Origin of the sequence: Streptomyces sp. KMM 9044 (assembly GCF_024701375.2) — a bacterium.
Classification (GTDB): domain Bacteria; phylum Actinomycetota; class Actinomycetes; order Streptomycetales; family Streptomycetaceae; genus Streptomyces.
The window spans coordinates 1,647,569-1,667,446 of sequence record NZ_CP113910.1 but is presented as its reverse complement, the minus strand read 5'-3'; the positions used below and the strand labels follow the sequence as shown (position 1 = coordinate 1,667,446).

At 71.4% G+C, this 19,878-nt stretch carries 18 protein-coding genes; 11 read left to right on the top strand and 7 right to left on the bottom strand.

The window, feature by feature from the left end; genetic code table 11:
- Window positions 1–19: 19 nt before the first annotated feature.
- Window positions 20–481 (bottom strand): DUF3093 domain-containing protein, encoded by a 462-nt coding sequence (locus tag HUV60_RS07545; protein ID WP_257848146.1) that lies wholly within the window; start codon window positions 479–481, stop codon window positions 20–22.
- Window positions 482–593: 112 nt separating this feature from the next.
- Here HUV60_RS07545 and HUV60_RS07540 point away from each other — a divergent pair, with 112 nt between their 5' ends.
- The 7 genes from HUV60_RS07540 (at window position 594) to HUV60_RS07510 (ending at window position 7,452) form a co-directional block, all read left to right on the top strand.
- Complete coding sequence (locus HUV60_RS07540; RefSeq protein WP_257848147.1) at window positions 594–1,178, top strand: PaaI family thioesterase; 585 nt, start codon at window positions 594–596, stop codon at window positions 1,176–1,178.
- The gene (dut, locus tag HUV60_RS07535) at window positions 1,175–1,735 is read left to right on the top strand and encodes a dUTP diphosphatase (protein ID WP_257848148.1); all 561 of its coding nucleotides are present in this window, start codon (window positions 1,175–1,177) and stop codon (window positions 1,733–1,735) included. The genes HUV60_RS07540 and dut overlap by 4 nt, the downstream gene beginning before the upstream one ends.
- 1 nt (window position 1,736) lies before the next feature.
- Entirely contained in the window at window positions 1,737–2,498 is a 762-nt protein-coding gene (locus tag HUV60_RS07530) for a DUF3710 domain-containing protein (protein ID WP_257848149.1), read from the top strand.
- A gap of 356 nt (window positions 2,499–2,854) precedes the next feature.
- Complete coding sequence (locus HUV60_RS07525) at window positions 2,855–5,482, top strand: sensor histidine kinase (RefSeq protein ID WP_257848150.1); 2,628 nt, start codon at window positions 2,855–2,857, stop codon at window positions 5,480–5,482.
- The gene (locus HUV60_RS07520) at window positions 5,479–6,162 is read left to right on the top strand and encodes a response regulator (protein WP_257848151.1); all 684 of its coding nucleotides are present in this window, start codon (window positions 5,479–5,481) and stop codon (window positions 6,160–6,162) included. Before HUV60_RS07525 ends, HUV60_RS07520 begins: the two co-directional genes overlap by 4 nt.
- A 108-nt stretch (window positions 6,163–6,270) precedes the next feature.
- A complete protein-coding gene (locus HUV60_RS07515) occupies window positions 6,271–6,669 on the top strand; it encodes an OB-fold nucleic acid binding domain-containing protein (RefSeq protein ID WP_257848152.1) in 399 nt (132 codons plus the stop codon).
- A gap of 3 nt (window positions 6,670–6,672) precedes the next feature.
- Window positions 6,673–7,452, top strand: coding sequence for a DUF3159 domain-containing protein (locus tag HUV60_RS07510; RefSeq protein ID WP_257848153.1), 780 nt, complete (start codon window positions 6,673–6,675; stop codon window positions 7,450–7,452).
- A 79-nt stretch (window positions 7,453–7,531) separates the two neighbouring features.
- Here HUV60_RS07510 and HUV60_RS07505 read toward each other — a convergent pair whose 3' ends face one another.
- Together HUV60_RS07505 and HUV60_RS07500 are read right to left on the bottom strand one after the other, a co-directional pair.
- Window positions 7,532–8,209: a potassium channel family protein gene (locus HUV60_RS07505; RefSeq protein WP_257848154.1), complete on the bottom strand. Its 678-nt coding sequence runs from the start codon at window positions 8,207–8,209 to the stop codon at window positions 7,532–7,534.
- Window positions 8,209–8,880 (bottom strand): potassium channel family protein, encoded by a 672-nt coding sequence (locus HUV60_RS07500; RefSeq protein ID WP_257848155.1) that lies wholly within the window; start codon window positions 8,878–8,880, stop codon window positions 8,209–8,211. Before HUV60_RS07500 ends, HUV60_RS07505 begins: the two co-directional genes overlap by 1 nt.
- 528 nt (window positions 8,881–9,408) lie before the next feature.
- On the opposite strand from HUV60_RS07500, the gene HUV60_RS07495 reads away from it, so the two are divergent.
- Together HUV60_RS07495 and HUV60_RS07490 are read left to right on the top strand one after the other, a co-directional pair.
- Window positions 9,409–11,454, top strand: coding sequence for an APC family permease (locus HUV60_RS07495; protein WP_257848156.1), 2,046 nt, complete (start codon window positions 9,409–9,411; stop codon window positions 11,452–11,454).
- A 67-nt stretch (window positions 11,455–11,521) separates the two neighbouring features.
- Window positions 11,522–12,850 carry a class I SAM-dependent RNA methyltransferase gene (locus HUV60_RS07490; protein ID WP_257848157.1) on the top strand — a complete coding sequence of 443 codons (1,329 nt, stop codon included), beginning with the start codon at window positions 11,522–11,524 and terminating at the stop codon, window positions 12,848–12,850.
- Window positions 12,851–13,748: 898 nt separating this feature from the next.
- On the opposite strand, the gene HUV60_RS07485 is transcribed toward HUV60_RS07490, so the two are convergent.
- Window positions 13,749–14,408, bottom strand: a complete 660-nt coding sequence (locus HUV60_RS07485; RefSeq protein ID WP_257848158.1) for a transposase family protein — start codon at window positions 14,406–14,408, stop codon at window positions 13,749–13,751.
- A 252-nt stretch (window positions 14,409–14,660) separates the two neighbouring features.
- A complete protein-coding gene (locus HUV60_RS07480) occupies window positions 14,661–15,116 on the bottom strand; it encodes a hypothetical protein (protein ID WP_257848159.1) in 456 nt (151 codons plus the stop codon).
- Window positions 15,117–15,299: 183 nt separating this feature from the next.
- Here HUV60_RS07480 and HUV60_RS07475 point away from each other — a divergent pair, with 183 nt between their 5' ends.
- Both HUV60_RS07475 and HUV60_RS07470 read left to right on the top strand, forming a co-directional pair.
- The gene (locus HUV60_RS07475; RefSeq protein ID WP_257848160.1) at window positions 15,300–16,181 is read left to right on the top strand and encodes a transposase; all 882 of its coding nucleotides are present in this window, start codon (window positions 15,300–15,302) and stop codon (window positions 16,179–16,181) included.
- Window positions 16,182–16,397: 216 nt separating this feature from the next.
- Window positions 16,398–18,746 carry an SCO7613 C-terminal domain-containing membrane protein gene (locus HUV60_RS07470; RefSeq protein WP_257848161.1) on the top strand — a complete coding sequence of 783 codons (2,349 nt, stop codon included), beginning with the start codon at window positions 16,398–16,400 and terminating at the stop codon, window positions 18,744–18,746.
- An 86-nt stretch (window positions 18,747–18,832) separates the two neighbouring features.
- Here HUV60_RS07470 and HUV60_RS07465 read toward each other — a convergent pair whose 3' ends face one another.
- Together HUV60_RS07465 and HUV60_RS07460 are read right to left on the bottom strand one after the other, a co-directional pair.
- Window positions 18,833–19,282, bottom strand: a complete 450-nt coding sequence (locus tag HUV60_RS07465) for a hypothetical protein (protein WP_257848162.1) — start codon at window positions 19,280–19,282, stop codon at window positions 18,833–18,835.
- Window positions 19,283–19,396: 114 nt separating this feature from the next.
- The gene (locus HUV60_RS07460) at window positions 19,397–19,525 is read right to left on the bottom strand and encodes a hypothetical protein (protein WP_257848163.1); all 129 of its coding nucleotides are present in this window, start codon (window positions 19,523–19,525) and stop codon (window positions 19,397–19,399) included.
- Between the last annotated feature and the right edge of the window lie 353 nt (window positions 19,526–19,878).

Here is a 19,878-nt window from a genome sequence, read left to right as displayed (position 1 = left end):
GCCGGGTGTTTCCGCCGTGCTACGCGGCGGCCTTCGCCGCCTGCAGGGCTTCCGCCAGCCGTTTGGGCTCGCGTGTCGACAGGAGGGCGTACGGTGTCGGGTCGTCCGGGTCGGTGATCTTCACCCGCAGCGCCCCCGGGACGTAGGCCCGCAACAGCATGAAGCAGCGCGGGTCGGCCCGGTGGGTACGCCAGGCGAGAGCCTCCTCGGCGTCCAGGATCTCCACGTCGCCCAGAGCCGTCACCGGGATCTTCGCCTCACCGGCGATCAGCAGCCCGCCCACGACCCGGATCCGCACCGAGCCGTACGCGCTGGCCACGACCGCGGCCGCCGCCGTGCCGCCGACCAGACCCCCGAGCATCGGCAGGATGCCGAACGGCAGCACGATCAGCGCCATCGAGACACCCACGAGCAGGGAGATCAGCCACCAGGAGCGAGGAGCTGTCAGGCGTTCTTCGTAGGGGAGGACGGAGAGCTGCATGGATCCAAGCTTGGCACGGTGGTGGGACGGAGCCGAAGTCCGGGTAGCCGGGGCGGAGCGCTGTCGGGCAGGGCGGTGGTGGGTGACGGGCGGGCGGGTAAGGTCTGCGCCTGTGAGTGGTACTTCCTCAACTCTTCAGCCCCCCGCCGACGCTGTGACGCCGGTGCGCCACCCGGACGCCCCCGCACCCGGTGCGCTCCTCGGCGCGCACTACGGCCAGTGCTTCGGCTGCGGCGGCGAGCAGCCCCACGGGCTGCACATCGAGGCGCGGGCCGGTGAAGACGTGTCCGTCACCGCCGCCTTCACCGTGCGCCCCGCCCACCAGGGCGCCCCCGGCCTCGCGCACGGCGGGGTGCTTGCCAGCGCCCTGGACGAGACGCTCGGTTCGCTGAACTGGCTGCTGCGCACGATCGCCGTGACCGGCAGGCTCGAGACCGACTTCGTCCGGCCTGTGCCGGTCGACGCGGTCCTCCACCTGCGGGCGGAGGTGACCGCGGTGGCCGGACGGAAGATCTACTGCACCGCCACCGGACGCATCGGCGGCCCCGACGGTCCGGTCGCCGTCCGTGCCGACGCGTTGTTCATCGAGGTCGAGGTCGACCACTTCGTCGACCACGGCCGCGAGGAGGAGATCAAGGCGGCCATGGACGACCCGGACCAGGTCCGTCGCGCCCGTGCCTTCGAGGTCAACCCGTGAGCGGGGCCCGCCGCCCCGAACTCCGGGTACCGCTCCGGCGCGTCGACCCGGACGTACCGCTCCCGGCGTACGAGCACCCCGGTGACGCGGGTGCCGATCTGCGGACCACCGAGGCGTGCGAGCTGGCACCCGGGGAACGGGCCGTGCTGCCCACCGGAGTGTCTGTGACCCTGCCTGAGGGGTACGCGGCCTTCGTGCACCCGCGATCCGGACTGGCCGCGCGCTGCGGCGTCGCCCTGGTGAATGCCCCGGGGACGGTTGATGCCGGGTACCGTGGGGAGATCAAGGTGATCGTGGTGAATCTCGACCCGCGCGAGGCCGTGCGGTTCGAGCGCTTCGACCGGGTTGCCCAACTGGTCGTCCAGCAGGTCGAGCGGGTCCGCTTCGTGCCGGTCGCGGAGCTGCCCCGCTCGGCACGGGCCGAGGGGGGCTTCGGATCCACCGGAGGCCACGCCGCGGTGGAAGGTAAGAGCGGCACAAGCGTTCAGGCCGCCGCCGGCGGCACAGCGGGTGGGAATCGATACGCTTCGGTCGTATCCGACCGGGAAGGACAGTGACGTGTTCGGACGTCGCAAGAAGAGGGATGCCGCCGAGGACGCGGCCGGCGAGGCCGAGCAGGTCGTCGACGGTGTCGACACGGAGGCGGACGGCGGGAGCGAGCGGCTGAGGCTCGAACCGGCCCCCCGGCCCGACGGGCCCTGGGACGGCTCCGAGGTGAGCCGGCCCGGCGAGGGCCGGGTCGACCTGGGCGGTCTGTTCGTGCCCGGAGTGGACGGTATGGAGCTGCGGGTCGAGGTCGCGGGTGACGCGATCGTCGCGGCCACCGTCGTCCTGCGTGACAGCGCCATCCAGCTGCAGGGGTTCGCGGCCCCGAAACGTGAGGGCATCTGGACCGAGGTCCGCGAGGAGATCGCGTCCGGCATCACCCAGCAGGGCGGCATCATCGACGAGGTCGAGGGCCCGCTGGGCTGGGAACTGCGGGCCCAGGTGCCGGTGCAGCTGCCGGACGGCACGGGCGGTTCCCAGGTCGTCCGGTTCGTCGGCGTGGACGGCCCCCGCTGGTTCCTGCGCGGGGTCATCTCGGGTCAGGGCGCGGTGCAGCCGCAGGCCGCCGGGCTGCTGGAGCAGATCTTCCGGGACACGGTCGTCGTACGCGGGGACGGCCCGATGGCGCCGCGCGACCCGATCGTCCTGAAGCTGCCGGACGACGCGCAGATGGTCCCCGAGGGTGTGCAGCAGGAAGAGACGCCCGAGGGCTCCCGCTTCGCGGGCGGCATGGGGCAGCTGGCGCGCGGACCGGAGATCACCGAAGTCCGCTGAGCCCGGCCTCCGAGCGCTTTCGCAGCCACGACGACGGGGCCGCACCCGACAGGGTGCGGCCCCGTCGTCGTGGCTGCGAAACCCCGTACGGCACCGACGCCGGTGAGCGGCTGAGGCACCGGCACGGCGAAGCCGCACCGCCGCCGCACCGCCGCCGCGGCTTCGCCGTGCCGGTGCCCGGGGCCGGAGTCCGCCGCAGCCCCGTCAGAGTTCCGTCAAGGCCGGATCCCGCACCTCGGCCGGCGCCTTCGGCCGCCCGGGACGAACGTAGGGTCGACTCCGCGCAGACAGCGGTGAACCGGCGACCGGCAACCGGCGGCAGCCGTGCTGTCCGGAAACCGGAGGACAGTGAGGGAATGGGACGCGGCAGACTTCGGATCCACCTCGGCGCGGCACCGGGCGTCGGCAAGACGTACGCGATGCTGTCCGAGGCGCGGCGCCGTGTCGAGCGGGGCACCGACTGCGTGGTGGGCTTCGTCGAGCCCTACGACCGGCCGCGCACCAGGGCGCTGCTGGAGGGCCTGGAACAGATACCGCGCCGGGAACTGGAGCACCGCGGAGCCGTGCTCTCCGAGATGGACCTCGACGCCGTCCTTGCCCGCCGCCCCCAGGTGGTTCTCGTCGACGAACTCGCTCACACCAACGTGCCCGGCTCGCGCAACGCGAAGCGCTGGCAGGACGTGGAGGAGTTGCTGGCCGCCGGTATCGACGTGCTGTCGACCCTCAACATCCAGCACCTGGAGTCCCTCGGCGACGTGGTGGAATCCATCACCGGCGTCCGGCAGCAGGAGACCGTACCGGACGAGGTGGTGCGGCGGGCCGGGCAGACGGAACTGGTCGACATGACGCCCGAGGCGCTCCGCCGCCGCATGGCGCACGGCAACGTCTACCAGCCGGACAAGGTCGACGCCGCCCTCTCGAACTACTTCCGTCCCGGCAACCTCACCGCGCTCAGGGAACTCGCGCTGCTGTGGGTGGCCGACCGGGTCGACGAGTACCTCCAGCGGTACCGCAGCGAGCACGACGTCTCGGCGATCTGGGGCTCACGCGAACGGATCATGGTCGGCCTGACCGGCGGCCCCGAGGGCCGCACCCTGATCCGCCGTGCCGCGCGGCTGGCCGAGAAGGGCGCCGGGGGCGAGGTGCTCGCGGTCTACGTCGCCCGAGGCGACGGGCTCACCGCCGCCTCGCCCGGCGAGCTGGCCGGGCAGCGGACCCTCGTGGAGAGCCTGGGCGGCACCTTCCACCACGTGGTGGGGGACGACGTCCCGGCCGCCCTGCTCGCCTTCGCCCGCGCGGCGAACGCCACCCAGATCGTGCTGGGCTCCTCGCGCCGCAAGACGTGGCAGTACGTCTTCGGCCCCGGCGTCGGCGCGACCGTCGCGCGGGACTCCGGTCCCGACCTGGACGTGCACATCGTCACCCACGAGGCGATAGCCAAGGGGCGTGGACTGCCGGTGGCCCGGGGCGCCCGGCTCGGGCGGTCGCGGGTGGCGTGGGGCTGGGCGGTCGGGATGGCGGGCCCCGCGCTGCTGGCCGTGCTGCTCAGCGCCTTCGACCCGGGCCTGGCCAACGACATGCTGCTGTTCCTGTCACTGACCGTGGCCGCGGCGCTGCTCGGCGGGCTGCGGCCGGCCCTGGCCTCGGCGGCGTCCGGCTCGCTGCTGCTGAACTACTTCTACACCCCGCCCCTGCACCGCTGGTCGGTCTCCGACCCGAAGAACATCATCGCCATCGCCATCTTCGTCGCCGTCGGCGCGGCGGTGGCGTCCGTCGTCGACCTCGCCGCCCGCCGCACCCATCAGGCGGCCCGGCTGCGCGCCGAGTCGGAGATCCTGTCGTTCCTCGCCGGCAACGTGCTGCGTGGCGAGACCGGCCTCGAGGAACTGCTGGAACGGGTCCGTGAGACGTTCGGCATGGAGTCGGCGGCGCTGCTGGAACGCGCCGGCGACGTCGAGCCGTGGACCTGCGCCGGACGGACCGGCACCGGACCGGCCCTCGAACGGCCCGACGACGCCGACGTGGACGTCCCGGTCGGGGACCACCTGGCGCTCGCGCTGACCGGCCGGGCCCTGCCCGCCGAGGACCGCCGGGTACTGGGCGCCTTCGCCGCCCAGGCCGCCGTCACCCTGGACCGCCGCCGGCTGCGCGCCGAGGCCGACCGGGCGCGCACCCTCGCCGAGGGCAACCGCATCCGCACCGCCCTGCTGGCCGCCGTCAGCCACGACCTGCGCACCCCGCTGGCCGGGATCAAGGCCGCGGTCTCCTCGCTGCGTTCCGAGGACGTCGACTGGTCGCCCGAGGACCGGGCCGAGCTGCTCAAGGGCATCGAGGACGGCGCCGACCGTCTGGACCACCTGGTGGGCAACCTGCTCGACATGTCCCGCCTGCACACCGGCACGGTCACCCCGCTGATCCGCGAGGTCGATCTGGACGAGGTGGCGCCCATGGCGCTCGGCGGGGTGCCCGAGGGCAGTGTCACCCTGGACGTCCCGGAGACCCTGCCCATGGTCGCCGTCGACCCCGGGCTGCTGGAGCGGACGATGGCCAACCTGGTCGAGAACGCCGTCAAGTACGCTCCTGCCGGTACCCCCGTCCTGGTGGCCGCCAGTGCGCTCGCCGGCCGGGTCGAGGTCCGGGTGGTCGACCGGGGTCCAGGCGTTCCCGACGACGGGAAGGACCGCATCTTCGAGCCCTTCCAGCGCTACGGCGACGCTCCGCGCGGGGCCGGGGTGGGCCTCGGTCTGGCGGTGGCGCGGGGCTTCGCCGAGGCCATGGGCGGCTCCCTGAACGCCGACGACACCCCCGGCGGCGGCCTCACCATGACACTGACCCTCCGCGCGGCGGCCCCCGCGGCAACGGCCGCGACGGGGGCTCCGACGGCAACACCCGCGGAGCCCGTGGCCCCCGCGGGCCCGGAGCCCCTCCGCCCAGCAGAACCGGAGCCCGTGGGCCCCGCCGAACCGGAAAGGCACTTCTCATGACCCGTGTGCTGGTGGTCGACGACGAGCCGGCGATCGTGCGTGCCCTCGTGATCAACCTCAAGGCCCGCTCGTACGAGGTCGACTCCGCCCACGACGGCGCCGCAGCCCTGCGCCTGGCCGCCGCCCGCCACCCCGACGTGGTCCTCCTCGACCTGGGACTGCCCGACATGGACGGCGTCGAGGTGATCCGTGGACTGCGCGGCTGGACCCGGGTGCCGATCCTGGTGCTGTCCGCCCGGCACGCCTCCGACGAGAAGGTCCAGGCGCTCGACGCGGGAGCCGACGACTACGTCACCAAGCCCTTCGGCATGGACGAGCTGCTGGCCAGGCTGCGGGCCGCCGTGCGCCGCGCCGAGCCCTCGGGCGAGGACGAGGGCGGCCTGGTGGTGGAGACCGACGGGTTCACCGTCGACCTGGCCGCGAAGAAGGTGCACCGCGACGGCAGGGACGTACGGCTGACCCCCACCGAATGGCATCTGCTGGAGGTCCTCGTGCGCAACGGCGGCCGGCTGGTGGCGCAGAAGCAGCTGCTCCGGGAGGTCTGGGGGCCGTCGTACGGGACGGAGACGAACTACCTGCGCGTGTACATGGCCCAGTTGCGCCGCAAGCTGGAGGCCGACCCGTCCCACCCGAAGCACTTCATCACCGAGCCGGGCATGGGCTACCGCTTCGAACGATGAGTGCCCGCCCGGGGTGTGCGCGCTGCGCGCGCGGGTCTGGGGGCGGCCGGTTCGGACCGGGCGGGCAGCGGGTACGTAACCGTGGGGGCGCCCCGGTACGCTTCACGTATGGGTGCTGTTCCTCGCTCGGAGAAACCGACGGGCCGGTTCCGGCGCATGCTCGACCGGCTCTCCTCGTCGCAGGAGGACCTGGAGTCCGAGGAGCTGCGTGAGGACGCCGAGACTGCCGGTTGTACACGAATAGGTGACTGCCAGGACCGGCAGATAGTGACGGTTACTGGTACCTTGCGCACGGTCACACTGCGGCCGCGTGCGGGAGTCCCCGCCCTGGAGGCCGAACTGTTCGACGGCTCCGCCGCGCTGGACGTGGTGTGGCTCGGCCGGCGCTCCATCGTCGGGATCGAACCGGGCCGCAGGATGATCGCATCGGGCAGGATCTCCCTGAGCAGAGGCCGCAGGGTGCTGTTCAACCCGAAATACGAACTGAGACCCCTCGGACGGGAGTAGCCGGTGACGTCACTCGACAAGCCGACAACCGAAGACACATCCGCCGACGACGCCAGGGCGGTGACCGAAGCCGCCCTGTTCGAGGCGTTCGGCGGGGTGCGGGGCATGGTCGAGACGGTGCTGCCCGGCCTCCTGTTCGTCAGCATCTACACGATCAACAAGAACCTGCACATGGCGGCGCTCGCGGCGCTCGCCGTGTCGCTGGCGATGGTCGTGGTCCGGCTGGCGAGGAAGGACACCGTCAAGCACGCCTTCAGCGGCGTCTTCGGCGTCGGCTTCGGTGTGGTCTTCGCGATGATGACCGGCAACGCCAAGGACTTCTACCTGCCGGGCATGCTCTACACCACCGGCCTGGCCCTGGCGTACATCATCACCGCGATGGCCGGCGTCCCGCTGATCGGTCTGATGCTGGGCCCGATCTTCCGGGAGAACCTCTCCTGGCGCACCCGCAACCCGGGCCGTAAGAAGGCCTACACCAAGGCCAGTTGGGCCTGGGGCCTGATCCTGCTCGGCAAGAGCGCGATCCTGTTCCCGCTGTATTGGTGGGCGGACACGACACAGCTGGGCTGGGTCCTGGTCGCGCTGAAGATCCCGCCGTTCCTGCTCGCCGTATACCTGACCTGGGTGTTCCTGGCGAAGGCGCCGCCGCCGATCGACGTGTTCGCGGAGATGGAGGCGGAGGAGCGCGCCGAGGAGGAGCGCAGGGCCGCGCGCGAGCAGGAGAAGGCGCAGCAAGCGGAGGACGACGACGCGACGACGACAGGCCGGCACCGCCGCCCCTGAGCGCCGTGAGCACGTACGTGAGTGGGGGCGCCCGGAGATTCCCGGGCGCCCCCACTCACGTGGTCACGTCCTCGCGTGCCTAGCGTGCGGTGTCGGTCCTGCGTACCGACAGCAGGTCCTCCAGTTGCTCCTCGCGGGCCTGGGCGGTCACGAAGAGCAGTTCGTCGCCCGCCTCGAGCGAGTCCTCCCGGGTCGGGGTGAGGACACGTGTCCCGCGGATGATCGTGACCAGCGAGGTGTCCTGCGGCCACTGGACGTCGCCGACCTGCGTGCCGGCCAGCGCCGACTCCTCCGGCAGGGTCAGCTCGACCAGGTTGGCGTCCCCGTGGCTGAAGTGCAGCAGCCGGACCAGGTCACCGACGCTGACCGCCTCCTCCACCAGCGCCGACATCAGGCGAGGGGTGGAGACGGCCACGTCCACGCCCCAGGACTCGTTGAACAGCCACTCGTTCTTGGGGTTGTTCACCCGGGCGACGACGCGCGGAACGCCGTATTCCGTCTTGGCCAGCAGGGAGACGACCAGATTGACCTTGTCGTCGCCGGTCGCGGCGATGACGACGTTGCAGCGCTGGAGCGCCGCCTCGTCCAGGGACGTGATCTCGCAGGCGTCGGCGAGCAGCCACTCGGCCTGCGGAACCCGCTCGACCGAGATGGCGGTCGGCGCCTTGTCGATGAGCAGGATCTCGTGTCCGTTCTCCAGCAGCTCGCCCGCGATCGAGCGGCCCACCGCGCCGGCTCCGGCAATGGCGACCCTCATCACTGACCGCCCTCGTCTTCGGGACCCTCGGTGAATACCGCCTCGACCTTGTCGATCTCGTCGGTGCGCATCATCACGTGCACCAGGTCACCCTCCTGCAACACCGTCTGGGAACTGGGCAGGATCGCCTCACCGAGCCGGGTGACAAAGGCCACACGGACGCCGGTCTGCTCCTGCAGCCTGCTGATCCGGTGCCCCACCCAGGCTTGCGAGGTGTGCACCTCGGCGAGTTGCACACCGCCGGTCGGGTCGCGCCACAGCGGCTCGGCGCCCGAGGGAAGCAGCCTGCGCAGCATCTGGTCGGCCGTCCAGCGGACCGTCGCCACCGTGGGGATGCCCAGGCGCTGGTAGACCTCCGCGCGGCGGGGGTCGTAGATACGGGCGGCGACGTTCTCGATGCCGAACATCTCGCGGGCCACCCGCGCGGCGATGATGTTGGAGTTGTCCCCGCTGGAGACGGCGGCGAAGGCACCCGCGTCCTCGATGCCCGCCTCGCGCAGGGTGTCCTGGTCGAAGCCGATCCCGGTGACCCTGCGGCCGCTGAACGAGGAGCCCAGCCGACGGAAGGCGGTCGGGTCCCGGTCGATCACGGCGACCGTGTGCCCCTGCTCCTCCAGAGTCTGGGCCAGGGCGGAACCCACCCGCCCGCACCCCATGATCACAACATGCATCGCGTCACACCGCGCTTCCTGCAGGCCCGTCGACCTTCATGACCATCGTGCTCATGTCCTTCTTTCGGCTCGCCGGGCAACCCGCGGCGGCCCGATGACGGGCCGCGGGGCAACATCATGCCGGGACGGCACGATCCCGGTCCCCTCCGGGGCCCGGTCCCGGGTACCCGGGACCAACGTATCCGTATCGGGAGACGGTCAGCGGCGGGTGATGCTGCGCACGCTCGCCAGGGTCAGGATCCCGAGGCCGAGCAGCGCGGCGAGGGCACCGATCAGTTCTGCGGGCGCGTACATGGGAACCTCCACGGAGCGGCGACGAGCAGGGCCGGCGGACAGGGACCCAGTCATGTAGGCATGGAATCGGTGCGCTTCGCGGAACCCGCAACGCCACCGCCCCGCGTTTTCACCCGGAGAGCAGAAGGCCGGAGGTTCCGCAACCCGACGGTGCACCCGAGTGCCGTACGGAAGCCGTATGGAAGGGGGTGGTGGGTGGGTCGCTCCTTGTGCCACGGCCTACGATCCACTGTTGTGTCCAAACTGACCGACGTGCCCAAACGCATTCTCATCGGGCGCGCGTTGCGCAGCGACCGGCTGGGCGAGACGCTTCTGCCCAAGCGTGTCGCACTCCCCGTCTTCGCCTCCGACCCCCTGTCGTCCGTGGCGTACGCGCCCGGGGAGGTCCTGCTCGTCCTCTCCGTCGCGGGTCTGTCGGCCTACCACTTCAGCCCCTGGATCGCGGTCGCGGTCGTCGTCCTGATGTTCACCGTGGTCGCCTCCTACCGGCAGAACGTCCGCGCCTACCCCAGTGGCGGCGGCGACTACGAGGTGGCGACGGCCAACCTCGGTCCCCGGGCGGGCCTGACCGTCGCGAGCGCCCTGCTCGTCGACTACGTCCTCACCGTGGCCGTGTCGATCTCCGCCGGCATCGAGAACCTGGGCTCCGCGATCCCGTTCGTCGTCGAGCACAAGGTGGCCTGTGCGGTCGGCGTGATCGTGCTGCTGACGCTGATGAACCTGCGGGGCGTACGGGAGTCGGGCACCCTCTTCGCGATCCCGACGTACGTGTTCGTCGCCGGCGTCTTCACCATGATCGCGTGGGGCACGTTCCGCTCGGTGCTGCTCGGTGACGACATGCGGGCACCCACGGCGGACTACGAGATCAACCCCGACCACCAGGGCCTGGCCGGCTTCGCCCTGGTCTTCCTCCTGCTGCGCGCCTTCTCCTCCGGCTGCGCCGCACTCACCGGCGTCGAGGCGATCTCCAACGGAGTGCCGGCCTTCCGCAAGCCCAAGTCCAGGAACGCGGCGACGACGCTCGCGATGATGGGTCTGCTCTCCGTCACCATGTTCTGCGGCATCATCGCGCTGGCCCTCGCGACCGACGTCCGCATGGCCGAGAACCCGGCCACGGAACTGTTCCGCGACGGCGTCCCGGTCGGCCCCGACTACGTACAGCACCCGGTGATCTCGCAGGTCGCCGAGGCCGTGTTCGGCGAGGGCAGCCTGCTGTTCCTCGCCCTGGCCGCCGCGACCGCACTGGTGCTCTTCCTCGCCGCGAACACCGCCTACAACGGCTTCCCGCTGCTCGGCTCGATACTGGCCCAGGACCGCTACCTCCCGCGCCAGCTGCACACCCGCGGCGACCGGCTCGCCTTCTCCAACGGGATCGTGCTGCTCGCGGGCGCGGCCATCGTGCTGGTGTGGGCCTACGGCGCCAGCACCACGCACCTGATCCAGCTCTACATCGTCGGCGTCTTCGTGTCCTTCACCATCAGCCAGATCGGCATGGTCCGGCACTGGAACCGCCTGCTGACCACCGAGAAACAGCGGACCGCGCGCCGTCGCATGATCCGCTCCCGGGCCATCAACACCTTCGGCGCCTTCTTCACCGGCCTGGTTCTCGCCGTCGTACTCGTCACCAAGTTCACCCACGGCGCCTGGGTCGCCCTGCTCGGCATGTGCTTCTTCTACGCGCTGATGACGGCCATCCGCCGGCACTACGACCGCGTCTCCGACGAGATCGCCGCCCCCGAGGGCCCCAGCCCCGACATGGTGCGCCCCTCCCGCGTCCACTCGGTCGTCCTGATCTCCAAGATCCACCGGCCCACCCTGCGCGCCCTCGCCTATGCCAAGCTGATGCGCTCGGACACTCTGGAGGCGCTCAGCGTCAACGTCGACGCGGCGGAGACCCGGGCGCTGCACGCGGAATGGGAGCGGCGCGGCATCGAGGTGCCCCTGAAGGTGCTGGACTCCCCGTACCGCGAGGTCACGCGGCCGGTCATCGAGTACGTCAAGAACCTGCGCAAGGAGTCGCCGCGGGACGTGGTGTCCGTGATCATCCCCGAATACGTGGTCGGCCACTGGTACGAGCAACTGCTGCACAACCAGAGCGCGCTGCGGCTGAAGGGCCGACTGCTGTTCACACCGGGCGTGATGGTGACCTCGGTGCCGTACCAGCTGCAGTCCTCCGAGGTGGCGAAGCGGCGTGCCCGCAAGCGGGCGGACTGGACGGCACCGGGGTCGGTGCGGCGCGGACCGGCGGAGCGGTCGAAGGACTCCTCTCCGCACACGTAGACTGGACGGCTGTTGTCGCGGGCCACCGCCCGCACCTACGCCCCCGATGTTGTGGAGTCACCCCGCCATGCAGGCAGAACCGAGGAAATCGCTGGTGGGGGAGGAGTACGAGGTCGAGGTCGGCCCCGTCGCCCACGGCGGCCACTGCATCGCCCGTACGTCCGAGGGCCAGGTGCTGTTCGTCCGGCACGCGCTGCCCGGCGAGCGGGTCGTCGCGCGGGTGACCGAGGGCGAGGAGGGCGCCCGCTTCCTGCGCGCGGACGCGGTCACGGTGCTGGACGCCTCCAAGGACCGCGTCGACGCCCCCTGCCCGTACGCCGGGCCCGGCCGCTGCGGCGGCTGCGACTGGCAGCACGCCAAGCCGGGAGCGCAGCGCCGGCTCAAGGGCGAGGTCGTCGCCGAGCAGCTCCAGCGGCTCGCCGGGCTCACCCCCGAGGAGGCCGGCTGGGACGGCACGGTCGTGCCCGCCGAGGGCGACAAGCTCCCCGCCGGCCAGGTCCCGCACTGGCGCACACGCGTGCAGTACGCGGTGACCGCCGACGGCCGCGCGGGCCTGCGACGGCACCGCTCGCACGAGGTCGAGCCGATCGACCACTGCATGATCGCCGCTCAGGGCGTCAGCGAACTCGGCATCGAGAAGCGGGACTGGACCGGCACGGACTCCGTCGAGGCGATCGCCGCGACGGGCTCACAGGACCGCCAGGTCGTCCTCACCCCGAAGCCGGGGGCACGCCTGCCGCTGGTCGAACTCGACCACCCGGTCTCCGTCCTGCGCATCGACGAGCGCAACGGCCAGGTCCACCGCGTCCACGGCCGCCCCTTCGTCCGCGAACGCGCCGACGGACGTACCCACCGGGTCGCGAACGGCGGCTTCTGGCAGGTCCACCCGAAGTCGGCGGACACCCTGGTCACCGCGGTCATGCAGGGCCTGCTGCCCCGCAAGGGCGACATGGCCCTCGACCTGTACTGCGGCGCCGGTCTGTTCGCGGGCGCCCTCGCCGACCGGGTCGGCGACGCGGGAGCGGTCCTCGGCATCGAGTCCGGCAAGCGCGCGGTCGAGGACGCCCGGCACAACCTCGCCGACTTCCCCCGGGTCCGCATCGAACAGGGCAAGGTCGACTCCGTCCTGCCCCGCACCGGTATCACCGAGGCCGACATCGTCGTCCTCGACCCGCCGCGGGCGGGCGCCGGCCGCAAGACGGTGGAGCACCTGTCGTCCCTGGGTGCGCGGAGGATCGCGTACGTCGCCTGCGACCCGGCGGCCCTGGCCCGCGACCTGGCGTACTTCCGGGACGGGGGGTACCGGGTGCGGACGCTGCGGGCGTTCGACCTGTTTCCGATGACCCACCATGTGGAGTGCGTCGCGATCCTAGAACCCATCGCAAAGGGTGCCTGACCTGCGGGTTTGGGTGATGTGCGTTATGTGCGCTGTGGGCGTTACGGGCGATATCTTGACGCTGAAATGACGCTCGCCGAGGCATCGTGACGCTCATTTGACGCTCGTTCTGACGGGCCGTCAGGTATGTTGTCCCGCTGGTCGGGTGGCCTCCTGGCTGTGCGGGTGTGGCAAGGTGCCGGGGGATTGGTGTGCCGAGCGGTCCCAATCAGCCGCCTGGGCGGAGTGCCAGCAGGTTCTTCGTCTGATGGGGGTACACGCCCCGCATGACCCCTGACCAGCGGAAACGGCCGCTATGCGGCCAAACTGTAGGCGGCTGGTCCGCGTATGGCCCGGATCTTGGTCGGCACGGAGTGCACCCCTGACCGCCGGCCCGTAGCGGCGGCGAGCTGGCGGGTTGCTTCGGGACCGGCTTGGCGCCGCGTCGGCGGGCAGTACGGCAAGGGCTGGGACGACAGCCTCCCGCGCAGCGGAACGCCCCCGCGCCGGCGTGGACTCCTGGAGGTCGTTGACCCCCGACAGCGCGGGCGGAACACTCCGCGTCGGCGAGGAGGACCCGGAGTGGTGCCTATTTTTGGGCACGCGGTGCTCATTTTGAAGCACCGACCCCTCGCGTTTCCGTAGGCCAGAGGCCATTTTCAGGAACCTTCTATTCCTCCTCCCAGGGCCTGCTCGCGGACGGCCGCCAGCAGGTCTCGCGGAGCCCGTCTCACCGATGGAGGAGGAGAGCCTGGCGGATCAAAAGACGACGGCCACCCCCCCCGCAGGACGGCCGATCGATCGCGACGCCCACTGAGCAGTGTGCATCGTGAAAACTGCACGTCGGGTGGGCTGGTGTGCGTAGGTGCTGGGACGCTCGGCCAGGTCCGGGGTGGTAGTCCAGCGGCGAGATCATCGGTCACCGGGCAACTTCCTTGTTCGTGAGGACCAGCAGGGCCCGCACCAGCGCGGTCGCCCACCTCGGATCCGTGCGGACCTTGCCCAGCACGCGCCAGTTCTTCAGGTGCGCGAAGCCGTGCTCGACCGGGGCGTGTACTGCGGCCAGTGCTTTGTTGGACAGTTTCTGGCCACGGGTCAGGGGCCGGTTCCGGGCGGCCTTGTAGCCGGTGATCACCGCCGGGTCGTCGTCCGGGCCGCTGTTGTCGAGGCCGACGAAGCCCGGGTCGGCGATAGCTCCGAGGCCGGCGGCACGCAGGTGCGCGGTGAGCTTGTCGTGGCGGCAGGCGGTGATCTCCGAGGTCCGCCCGGGTCGGGCCGCGGAGACCCACAGCAGTCTGCCTCGGTCGTCGGTGAGCGCGATCACGAGCAGGCCGTGGCATTTGTTCTTGCCCGAGTAGTTCTTGCGGTTCTCGGTCCCGGTTCTGCGACGGGTGTGTATCACCGAGCCGTCCAGCAGGACGATGCCGCCACCCTTTCGGGCGATCTTCTTCAGGGCGCGGTCCAGGCGCGGGGCGCGGGGCGCGGGCGGCGAGCAGGCCGACGACTTCCCGGACCCAGCGGGTGACGGTGGTGCGGTGTACTCCGTTGCCGCCGGCGAGGTCGCCGGGCCGCTGGTCACAGCGCAGGACGGCCAGCACGATGGTGGCGATCTTTCCTGCGGGCAGGGCCCGCCACCGGGAGCCGATCTTCTTGAGGTGGCCGCGTATCAGGTCGGCGAGCCAGTTCAGGGTGGCGCTCGACAGCGGCAGTCGGGCGGTGCAGACAAGGCCGTCAGGGCCCTCGACGGGATGGTTGTTTTTCTTCACACAAACTCAACTGACTTCGGGGGCCCGCCGGTTACGCGCTCTTGCCGCCCCCGGGTCCGCAGCTGCTACAGGCGTGCGGTGAACTTCCCGTCGGGCCGTTTGTGCAGCCGGCCACGATCGGCGAGCTTGGTCATCTTCGCCCGCAGTGGCTCCAGCTTCCCGCGCACCCCCACCTCAAGCCCCAGTTCCTCACCCACCGCCTTGACCTGCACCGCCCCGCCGGCGGTCCGCACGATCGCCAGGATCCGGCGGTAGTCGGCGGGCAGCACGGCCTCGTCGCCAACCTCACCGCGGTGCGGGATCAGCAGCACCGCACGCCCCGCCACCTGCACTTTCACCGGAGCCGCCGCCTCAGCAGCCTTCGTCTCGGCCCGGTCCTGTTCGGCCAGCCGGTTCAGGACCCGCTCGGCGACCAGCAGTTCCTCCCGCTCGGCCTGGACCTCCTGCAGCTGCTTGGCCAACTCCTCTGCGAGCGCGTCCAGTTCGCTGCGGCGAGCCGTGATCCGCTCCAGATCGGACATCCCCGCACCCTCCCCACGATCCACGGCATATCGGCACGGTGACGGATCGTAGGCGGCCCGCTCACGCAGGCGCAGCAGAACCAGAGAACCCTCCTCGCCGGCCAGTCAGACGATCTTCACCGTGGACACCCGCCAGCGACCAGCCCGAGCACACCGAACCCCGCGCACACCAGCCCACCTGACGTGCAGTTTTCACGATGCACACTGCTCATCGATATCGACCCCACCCACCGCCGGGTCTACGGACGGGCCAAGCAGGGCGCCGAGCACGGGCGCCTGAAGGGGCAGCGCACCCTGCACCCGATCATGGCCACCCTGTCCACCCCGCTCGCCCGGCCGGTGATCGGAGCGGTCCGCCTGCGCCGCGGCAAGGCCGCCGATGTCCGCGGCGCGACAAGCTTCGTGCGTGAGGCCCTGGCCATCGCGAAGGACGCGGGCGGAACCGGAGTCCGGATGGTACGGGTGGACAGCAAGTTCTACACCGCCGATGTGGCCGCCGCCTGCCACAGGTCCGGTGCCCACTTCTCCCTGACCACGGGCATGAACCCCTCCATCGCCACCGCGATCGGCCGCATCACCGAGGACACCTGGGTCCCGATCCGCTACCCCGAGGCGTTCGTGGATCCCGACACCGGCGAGATGGTCTCCGACGCCGAGGTCGCCGAGACCGAGTACACCGCGTTCACCGGACGCAAGAAGACCGAGCAGGTCACCGCCCGTCTGATCGTGCGCCGGGTACGACGCCTCAACCCGCAGGCAGCCACCGGGCAGGGCGAACTGTTCGACTCCTGGCGCTACCACCCCGTCTTCACCAACAGCCCCTTCGGCATGCTTCAGGCCGAACTGCACCACCGGCAACACGCTGTCGTGGAACAGGCGATCGCGGACGGGAAGTCCTCCGCACTCGCCCACCTGCCCTCGGGAAACTTCCAGGCGAACGCCGCCACCGCCTTCCTCCTCGGTGTCTCCACCCTGCCGGGGCGAGAAGCTCGCCGAGTCCCTCGGCGTCACCCGCTCTCGAAAACCCAGGACAGCGCGAGAAGTGTGATCCGAGACTTCTGCTGACCCCGTAATCGTTGGCTCTGGGCAGAGAGCCCGGTCGCAGAAACGTCATCGGATCCGTTTTCACATGCTTCTTTCGTCTGCACACCGCGGAAGCGGCAGTGACCCCAGTCCATGCGTCGAGCCCGCAGGTCGGGGCCTTTGCCGCGCGGGGTCTGAGTACGGAGTTGAGTACGCTCACTCATGCTCCGCGGCATGACGCGCGCCACACTCCACGGCATGACCCACCTACCACCACCGGCTGAGGAGTTGCGGATCCTCGACGCGGAGTTGTGGCAACTCGAGGCCCGCCGAGCCCAGTTGCTGGCCCGTCGTACCCAGCTGATCGGTCTCCTCCAGTCGGCCTTCCCGCCCGCTCCGCCGGTGCCGCGGCGACCCGAGACCACCGCGCCCCGTGTGCAGAACGTGCTCCTCGTCCTCGGCGGTGTCCTGCTGACCGTCGCCGCGATCGCGTTCACCCTGGTCAGCTGGGGGCACCTGGGGATCACCGGGCGGTCCATGGTGCTCGTCACGGTGACTGTGGCGGCGCTCGGCGCTCCCGTGCCCCTGCTGAAGCGCGGGCTGCGCTCGACGGCGGAGACGCTGGCGGGCCTCGGTCTGGCGCTGACGGTGCTCGACGCGTACGCGCTGCACGAGGTCGCGCTGACGGCCGCCGACGGCACGGGGTACGCGGCTGTCGCGGCGGCGTTCCTGGCCGGGGTGTGGTGGGGATACGGCAGGGGACTCGGTTCCCTGCGCATCCCCTTCCCCGCCGCGCTGGCCGCCGCCCAGTTCCCCCTGCTGCTGTGGGCGGTGGCAGCCGACGCGGGCCCGTACGCGATCACGGCCGCGCTGTTGCTGACGGCCGCGTTCGACACGGTCGTCGCGCTCCGGACGTCCGCGAGGCCCCTGCGCATCGCCGCCGCCATCGGCGCGTACGGGACAGGCGGTTGGGGCGTGGCGGCGGCCTGCGTGCTCTCCTGGGAGGCCGTCGGCCCGAGCGCCGCCGCCCTTGCGGCGGCGCTCCTCGCCCTTGCGGCGGCGATCGCGCTGTACGCCGCATGGCGCGTCCCGCAGCAGGGCCTTGCCACCGGCGCCGCGGTGACCGGCGGGCTGCTCCTGGTCGCGGCGCTCGGCGGCGTCCCGCGCGCGTCGCTGCCCGGGGTGTGGACGGTGCCCGGCTATCTGGCCTGCGGGGTCGGGCTGCTGTCGGCCGTCCGCGCTCCGCTCCCTGAACCCGTGCGGCGCGGTGTCGCCTGGGCGTCGGCCTCCGTCCAGGCCCTGGCGGTGGTGTGGGCACTGCCCCTGGTCGTCGTGGCGCTGCTGGGGCCGGTCGGATGGATGGGGCGGGTCTGGTCCGGGGCGCCGTCAAACCTGCATGCCGCGGTGACGGTCTGGGCGCCTTGGCCGACGGACGCGGCGGCCGCGCCGCTGGTGCTCGCGGTCGTCGCGGCGGTTCTGGCCGGGGCGGCCCGCGCCGCCACGACCTGGCGCGACCAGGCTGCGGCCGGTGCCGTGGTCCTGGTTTGGGCGAGTGCGATCGTCTTTCCGGTCGTTTTGCAACTCCCTTACGTAGCAGGGATGTTCGCGCAGGGGCTGACGGCTGTGGCGGTGCTGGCCGTGGCGGCGTACGCGCGTCGGACGCCGATGTCCCTCACCGCCGTCCTCCTCTCCCTGCTCACCGCGGCCGGCCTCGCGCTCCTCGCACTCGCCTCCCAGGGCGCGACCCTGACCGTGCTCGCCGCGCTGACGGGACTCTTCGCGGTGGCCGCCGCACACCGGTGTCTGACCGCCGTCTGCGCAAGCGCGTCCCTGGCAGGGGCGGCGGGTCTGGCGTGTGCGGTGGGTGCCGCCGCGGGCCGGCCGCCCGCGCACACGGCGCTGCTGGTCCTGATCGTCCCGGTCGCCGCGGCCCTGCTCGCGGCGCGGGTCCCGCGGACCGCGGTTCCGGTCGAGGTCACGGGCGCCGTCGCGGGGCTCCTGGCCATCGGACTGGCCGTCACCGACGCACCCGTGCTGGCCCTCGTGCTGGCCCTGTGCGGGGTGATCGCCGCGGGCACCGCCGTGCGCGCGGACCGACGTCGGGCCGGGTACGCGGCCGCCGCGCTGTTCGTGCTGGCCACCTGGGTACGGCTCGGGTCGTGGGCCGTGAGCACCCCGGAGGCGTACACCCTGCCGGTGACCGTCCCGGCGCTGGTCGTGGGCTTCGTCCGGCGCCACCGGGACCCCGAGGCCTCGTCGTGGACGGCATACGGTCCCGGGCTCTCGGCGACGCTCGTGCCGAGCCTGCTTGCGGCGTGGGCCGACGCGGACTGGCCGCGCCCCCTGCTGCTCGGCACGGCGGCCCTCGCCCTCACCCTGCTGGGTGCCCACCACCGGCTCCAGGCGCCGCTCGTCCTCGGCGGGAGCGTGCTCGTGCTGGACGCGCTGCACGAACTCGCCCCCTACCTGGTGCAGTTGGCGGGCGTGTTCCCCCGCTGGCTGCCTCCCGCGCTCGCCGGGCTGCTGCTGCTCGTGCTGGGCGCGACGTACGAACAGCGGATCCGGGACGCCCGGCGGGTACGGGAGGTGCTGGGACGTATGCGCTGAGGGACGGTTACGGCATCCGGACGGCGAGCGGCGATGCTGAAGCAGACCGGTGCCGCCGGGCATCCCGGCCTTGACCTTGCTTGTCTTCAGCGCCTTGACGTACGCGTTCCAGGGCCGGCCCTCCCACGGTTCGACGTCGAAGCCGATGCTCCGCCGGGACCTTGAGGGCGAACCCCACGGCGCCGGGCCGGAGACTTCCGGTCGGCCGCGGCATCCACCAGATCTGCTCGAGCTCCGCGCACTTCCGGCGATCTGCTGATCGCGGCCTCCACGCAGAGGGGCCACTTCGGCATGCCGAAGTGGTCATCGTGGGTGCCGATCTGAGGGGCGGCGAGGAGGAGCAGGAAGCCGTCCGGGGGCAGTCGCTTTTCGAAGTGCCTCAGCGTGTCGATGAGCTGTTTGACGTGCTGCTTGATCTCTCCGAGGAACCCCCAGCCGAAGTCTGTCAACGTCCCGTCACAGCCCGGCCAGAGTGCCTCTCGGTCCAGGATCACGTCTTCGAGTCCGTAGAGACGGAAGCGGTCACGGCTGGTCAAGGTGTCGTATCCCTGCTTCGTCAGCCACGTGTTGCGGGCGAACACCACGCCGTCGCTCAGGTTCTTGCGTCGCTTGGTCGGCTGGGACGCGTGTGCATCCTCGACTGGACCGTTTCACCACACGGACAGGACGAGACCGTGGGCGGCCGCCCAGCGGAGCCCGTCGGGTGATTTGAGAACGCCCATACCGACGATCTGTTCGCGCGCCCACGCGAGCCGCTCCTGCAGCTCTTCGTCCGTCACAGCCTCATACCTCCCGCCCCCATGGCAGCCGACTTCATCGTCGGCGTCCCCAGCCCGACCGTACTTCGTATGCCGTGTCCGGGGGAGCTCTTTCAGGGGGCTGCGGTTAGGCCCGGTGGCGGAGGGACCCCTGTGCAGGTGCACGCGGAGAAGGTTCAGTGGCGGCCACAGAACTCAGGACGGAGATCGGTAGAAGGGATCCTGCGATGCGGACCTGCTCCGGGTGGACGCCACCGACGCGGTAAAGCGGACCTATCTCCGGGAGAGGCGGGCATCCAGTCGGGGAGCACCTTCGCGCATGCGCCGATTCCCGGCCCCAGCCCCTCGGCCACCACAGGCCGGTGTCCGAGGCT

What these genes read in the sequence shown, in the direction of transcription:
- HUV60_RS07490 (WP_257848157.1), top strand. Translation starts at nt 11,522, where the DNA reads ATGCAGGCAGAACCGAGGAAATCGCTGGTGGGGGAGGAGTACGAGGTC.
- HUV60_RS07480 (WP_257848159.1), bottom strand. Translation starts at nt 15,116, where the DNA reads ATGTCCGATCTGGAGCGGATCACGGCTCGCCGCAGCGAACTGGACGCG.
- HUV60_RS07515 (WP_257848152.1), top strand. Translation starts at nt 6,271, where the DNA reads ATGGGTGCTGTTCCTCGCTCGGAGAAACCGACGGGCCGGTTCCGGCGC.
- HUV60_RS07520 (WP_257848151.1), top strand. Translation starts at nt 5,479, where the DNA reads ATGACCCGTGTGCTGGTGGTCGACGACGAGCCGGCGATCGTGCGTGCC.
- HUV60_RS07505 (WP_257848154.1), bottom strand. Translation starts at nt 8,209, where the DNA reads ATGAGGGTCGCCATTGCCGGAGCCGGCGCGGTGGGCCGCTCGATCGCG.
- HUV60_RS07525 (WP_257848150.1), top strand. Translation starts at nt 2,855, where the DNA reads ATGGGACGCGGCAGACTTCGGATCCACCTCGGCGCGGCACCGGGCGTC.
- HUV60_RS07545 (WP_257848146.1), bottom strand. Translation starts at nt 481, where the DNA reads ATGCAGCTCTCCGTCCTCCCCTACGAAGAACGCCTGACAGCTCCTCGC.
- HUV60_RS07470 (WP_257848161.1), top strand. Translation starts at nt 16,398, where the DNA reads ATGACCCACCTACCACCACCGGCTGAGGAGTTGCGGATCCTCGACGCG.
- HUV60_RS07500 (WP_257848155.1), bottom strand. Translation starts at nt 8,880, where the DNA reads ATGCATGTTGTGATCATGGGGTGCGGGCGGGTGGGTTCCGCCCTGGCC.